The following is a 4,583-nucleotide window of genomic DNA, read 5'->3' on the forward strand; positions in this document are numbered from 1 at the left end:
GCTCCCACTGCCATCCGCGCCTCCACGGTCCTGCCGGCCCGCCGCGAGAACGTCGAACTCCGCACGTCGGACGGGCACCGGCTGGTGGGCGAGCTCGCCGTCCCGGAAACCGGCGGAATCAAGGCAACACTCATCACGCTGCACCCGCTGCCGACGCACGGCGGCTTCATGGATTCGCACGTCTACCGCAAGGCCTCCTACCGGCTGCCAGCCCTCGCGGGAATCGCCGTCCTGCGCTTTAACACACGCGGCACCTCATCGCCGCGGGGAACCAGCGGGGGAGCCTTCGAGGAAGGCGTCGGCGAGCGTCTCGACGTCGAGGCCGCGGTGCAGTTCGCCGTGGACCGCGGCCTGCCAAACCGGTGGCTGGTCGGCTGGTCCTTCGGCACCGAGCTGGCCCTGATGTACGGCGCTACCGAGCCCGTCGCCTCGGAAATCGAGGGGGCTGTGCTGCTCTCGCCCCCGCTGCACCGGGCCACGGACGTGCACCTGAAGGAATGGGCCGAGGCCGGCAAGCCGTTGAAGGTCCTGGTCCCCGAGCACGACGACTACCTGCAGCCGGCGGCTGCGGCCGCGAGATTCGCGCTGGTGCCGCAGGCGCAGGTGCTGGGGGTCGACGGCGCCAAGCACCTGTGGGTGGGGGAGAAGTACGCCGGGCGGGTTCTCAACGAAATCGTGGATGAGGTCATCCCCGGCAGTGCCGGATCTGGCAGCGCCGGAACTGTGCTTCCGCAGGAATGGGACGGGCCGGTCGCCACGGCACACGCCTGAGCCGCCAACGGCGCAAAGGAAAAAACCGCACCGAAACAGGACAGCCGCACCGTGGACCACGGTGCGGCTGTCCTGTTTCAGTGCGAAAATCCGCCAGGCGGAACTGTCAGCGGCTGTCCTGGCGCGCGATGAGGATTTCTTTGACCAGCAGCATGATGGCCGCCGCGGTGGGAATGGCGATCAGGGCTCCGAGGACGCCCAGCAGGCTGCCGCCGGCGATGACCGAGATGACGGCGACGGCGCCCGGCACCGCCACGGCTTTCTGCATGATGCGCGGTGAGATGAAGTAAGCCTCGAACTGGAGGTAGGCGAAATAGCAGATGGCGAAGACGAGCGCGGTCTGCCAGCCGGCGGTCAGTGCCACGATTGTCACCAGGAACCCGGCAATCATGCCGCCCACCAGCGGGATGAACGCCAGCAGGGCCACCACGAACGCCAGCAGCGTGGCGAACGGTACGCCGATGATCGACATCACAATGAACGCGAACGTGGCGTTCAGCACTGCGACGGCGGCCTGGCCGATCACGTAGTTGCCCACCGAACCGGTGATTTCCTCGGACAGGGCTTCAACCCGGGCCCGGCGCGAGCGCGGCGCGAGCCGGTAGCCCCACTTCTTCATGGCAGGCAGGGCACCGAGGAAGTACAGGCTCAGGACCAGCACGATCAGTGCGCCGAACAGTCCGTTTGCCACGGTGGAGCCGAAGCCCACAACACCGCCGAAGATGCCGCCCATGGCGTCCGGGTTGTTCACGAACTTCTCCAGCTCCTGGCTGATCCGGTCCCGGATGCCGAACTGGCTGTCGACGCTCCGGAAGAATTCCGAGTCAATAAACTCCTGGACCCACTTGGGCGCCTGCTGCACGATTTGCGTCACCTGCTGCACGATCGTGGGGATCAGGGTGGCAAAAAATGCGGCGACTCCGAGTGCCAGGGTGGACACGGACAGGAGGATGCCGGCGGCCCGGGGGACATTCCGGCGTTCGAGCCAGCGCACCACCGGGTCCAGCCCCAGGGTGATGAAGAGCGCCGTGATGATCCACAAGAGCAACTGCGTCGTATTTGACCCGATCCAGTAGACCAAGAGGGCGAAGCCGACGCCGACCGTGCCCATGAAGCCCATATACAGGGGGTGCTGGGCCGACATGCGCGGACCGGGACTGCCGAAGCGGGCATCGGCCGCTGACGTCTCCTCGGCCCCGGCCTCGTGCTCCGGGGGCATCTCGAAGCGGATTCTCGGCTGGGCTCCGGGCAGGGGCTGGCGCAGGCGCCGGGCCGCGGACAGCAGGACATTTGCCGCGGCAATCCGGGGGCGCGAGGTTGTGGGCCGGGGACTGGAAACGGGTTGTTCGGGGCCGGGTTCCTGGCTGTCGGATTCCTGCGCTTCTTCTGGTCCGGCGGAGGACGAATCCGTATGTTCAGTCACTGCGTTAAATGCCCTTAATTACTTGCTGCGCCACACTGGCGGCACTGGTGTGATGATCACCGCAAACACTATCAGCAGGCTTGTCACCAGAGGGGAAAAACGCCCCCGCGGGCACCGCCGCTGGGGGCCGTCCGGGTCCCCGATCTGACTCGCGGGTAACAAAATGGTTACTATTGAAGCTAACTGTCCGCTGATGATAGGTAGTATTTTGCGTTTCAAGACTGCAGTCGCCCTGGTGCTGCTTGGCCTCCTGACACTCCTGGCCGGGATTGGCCAGAAGACGTTCTGGGCTCCCCCGGAGACGATTACGGCCACCGCTCCGACCGGCACCGCCGCGCCGCTGACCGTCTTCGACGAGAAGCTGAAGACTCTGCACCCCGGGACCGTGAAGATTACGGTCAAGGGTGAAGGGGCCTTCCTGCTGGCCGCGGGCCGGCCGGACGACGTCGACGCCTGGGTGGGCAAGACGGCCCACAACACCGTCGCCGGCGTCTCCGAGGACGGCAAGGCGCTGCAGCTGACGCATACCGACGGCGAAGCTACCGCGCCGTCGCCCGCCGGATCGGATCTTTGGGTCACTACCGAGAACGCCACCGGCGAAATGGACTACTCGTGGAACGCGCCGGCCGACGGCGACTGGTCGCTGCTCCTCGCCGCGGACGGCACCAAGCCCGCCCCGGGCTCCATCACGATGACTTTCCCGAACGACACCTCCACGCCGTGGGCCATTCCGTTCATGGTGCTCGGCGGCCTGCTGATCATCGCCGGCGGGGCGCTGCTGATCCTCAAGCCGAAGTCAGGCAACCGCGACGGCGGCGGCACCGGCGGCGGCACGTTCGCCCGCCGCGCGCAGGCCAAGGCCGCGGCACGCCGCGGGGACGACGGCTCGACGGCAAGCACCCAGGATCCTGCCGCACCCGGCACCCCCGCACCCGGCACCCCCGCACCCGAGACTGCGCCGCAGCCGGCCACGCCGGAGAAAACAGGCCCGGAGAAAGCAGCGGCCGGCCAGAAGAAGGGCTCCGGCACGGTGCGCCGTTCCGGCATCGTGGTGGCGGTGCTGACCGCCGCAGCCGTCGCCGGAACGTCAGTGGCCGCCCAGGCCAGCCAGACGCCCGCGCCGTCGCCCAGTGCCCCGGCCTCCAGTGCTCCCGTCTCCGGCGCCCCGGGCTCCGACGCCGCGACCCCGGGCAGCGAGGGCCAGACCGGCGATGCGCCGGTGCTGCTGGACGCGCAGTTCCGCCGCGTCCTGGAACAGGTTGCCGGTGCCGTCGATGCAGGAGACGCTGCCAAGGACGCCGCCAAGCTGGCGCCGCGGGTGGCCAAGTCCGAACTCCAGGTGCGCACACAGAACTACAAGATCCGCTCGCAGGTCGGTTCCTACGAGGCCCGCATGCCTGTCCGCTCCACCAAGCTGCTGACCACGGTGGTCACCAACAAGCGCAGCTGGCCGCGCTCGGTCATGGCCGTGACGCAGGGCGAGGGCAACGTTGTCCCGCAGCTGCTGATCCTGACCCAGGAGTCCCCGCGGGATAACTACAAGCTGGTCAGCAGCACCCCGCTGCAGCCGGGTGCCACATTCCCGGGAATCGGCCGGGCCGGTACGGAGACGCTGGCGCCCGCGGACAAGACCGGGCTCTCGTACAGCGGCGACGAAGCCCTCGCCGGGCTCGGTGACCGCCTGACCAAGGCCGACTCCACCTTCAAGGACAAGCTCGTCGAAGGCCAGTCCTCCCCTTACATCGCGGACACCCTCGCCTACCAGGCCGACGTCGTCAAATCAGGCGTCAACGGCACCTTCGCCTTCACGCACAAGGCGGCCGCGGACAACACTGTCGTGTTCCGAACCGCTGACGGCGGGGCCTTGGTCCTGGGACGGCTGAACTTCTCGTTCGACGGCACTCCGAAGGCCGACGGGGACAAGCTCACCATCGGCGACGACGCGGCCGCCCTGGCCGGCGGCAAGGAGACCAGCACCGGCATGGTGCTGGACTTCGCAGAGTCCGTGGCTGTCTATGTTCCGCCGGCCGGTTCCAAGGATCCGATGAAGCTCGTGGCCGCCACCCGCGGCCTGGTCGGGGCGTCCTTCAAGTAGCCTTCGCCGGCGGGCATGGTGGCGCCGGGCGGGACTTCAATGGTTAGAGTGGAGCTATGACTACGCCAGCTTCCCGCCCGGTCCCGCCAGTTGCCGCCAGCCCGCTGAACCTGCGCGGCGCCGTCGATCTCTCCGCCCTAAAACAGCGGCCGGCGCCGAGTTCTCCGGAACCTGCCCGTCCCGGCGCCGCAGCCCCCGGCCCGGCGGCCTCCGCCGGTTCTGCCGGTGCCCCGGTGGCCCCGGCATCCGGCCCGGCCGACCACGCAGGCCGGCCGTTGCGCGTGGATGTGACCG

At 68.4% G+C, this 4,583-nt stretch carries 3 protein-coding genes and 1 pseudogene; 3 read left to right on the forward strand and 1 reads right to left on the reverse strand.

The features are described 5' to 3' along the window. Window positions 1-771 (forward strand): alpha/beta hydrolase (locus tag AC1D1S_RS19425; RefSeq protein ID WP_476995242.1); only part of this gene is annotated, 771 nt, incomplete at its 5' end. A gap of 106 nt (window positions 772-877) precedes the next feature. Here AC1D1S_RS19425 and AC1D1S_RS19430 read toward each other — a convergent pair. Further along, window positions 878-2,194 carry an AI-2E family transporter gene (locus AC1D1S_RS19430; protein ID WP_439954134.1) on the reverse strand — a complete coding sequence of 439 codons (1,317 nt, stop codon included), beginning with the start codon at window positions 2,192-2,194 and terminating at the stop codon, window positions 878-880. 193 nt (window positions 2,195-2,387) lie between these two features. On the opposite strand from AC1D1S_RS19430, the gene AC1D1S_RS19435 reads away from it, so the two are divergent. Together AC1D1S_RS19435 and AC1D1S_RS19440 are read left to right on the forward strand one after the other, a co-directional pair. Continuing rightward, complete coding sequence (locus AC1D1S_RS19435; RefSeq protein WP_476995243.1) at window positions 2,388-4,289, forward strand: hypothetical protein; 1,902 nt, start codon at window positions 2,388-2,390, stop codon at window positions 4,287-4,289. A gap of 56 nt (window positions 4,290-4,345) precedes the next feature. After that, a pseudogene (locus AC1D1S_RS19440) lies at window positions 4,346-4,583 on the forward strand (hypothetical protein); the annotation flags it as partial.

This window comes from Arthrobacter sp. P1_A5, assembly GCF_056406825.1.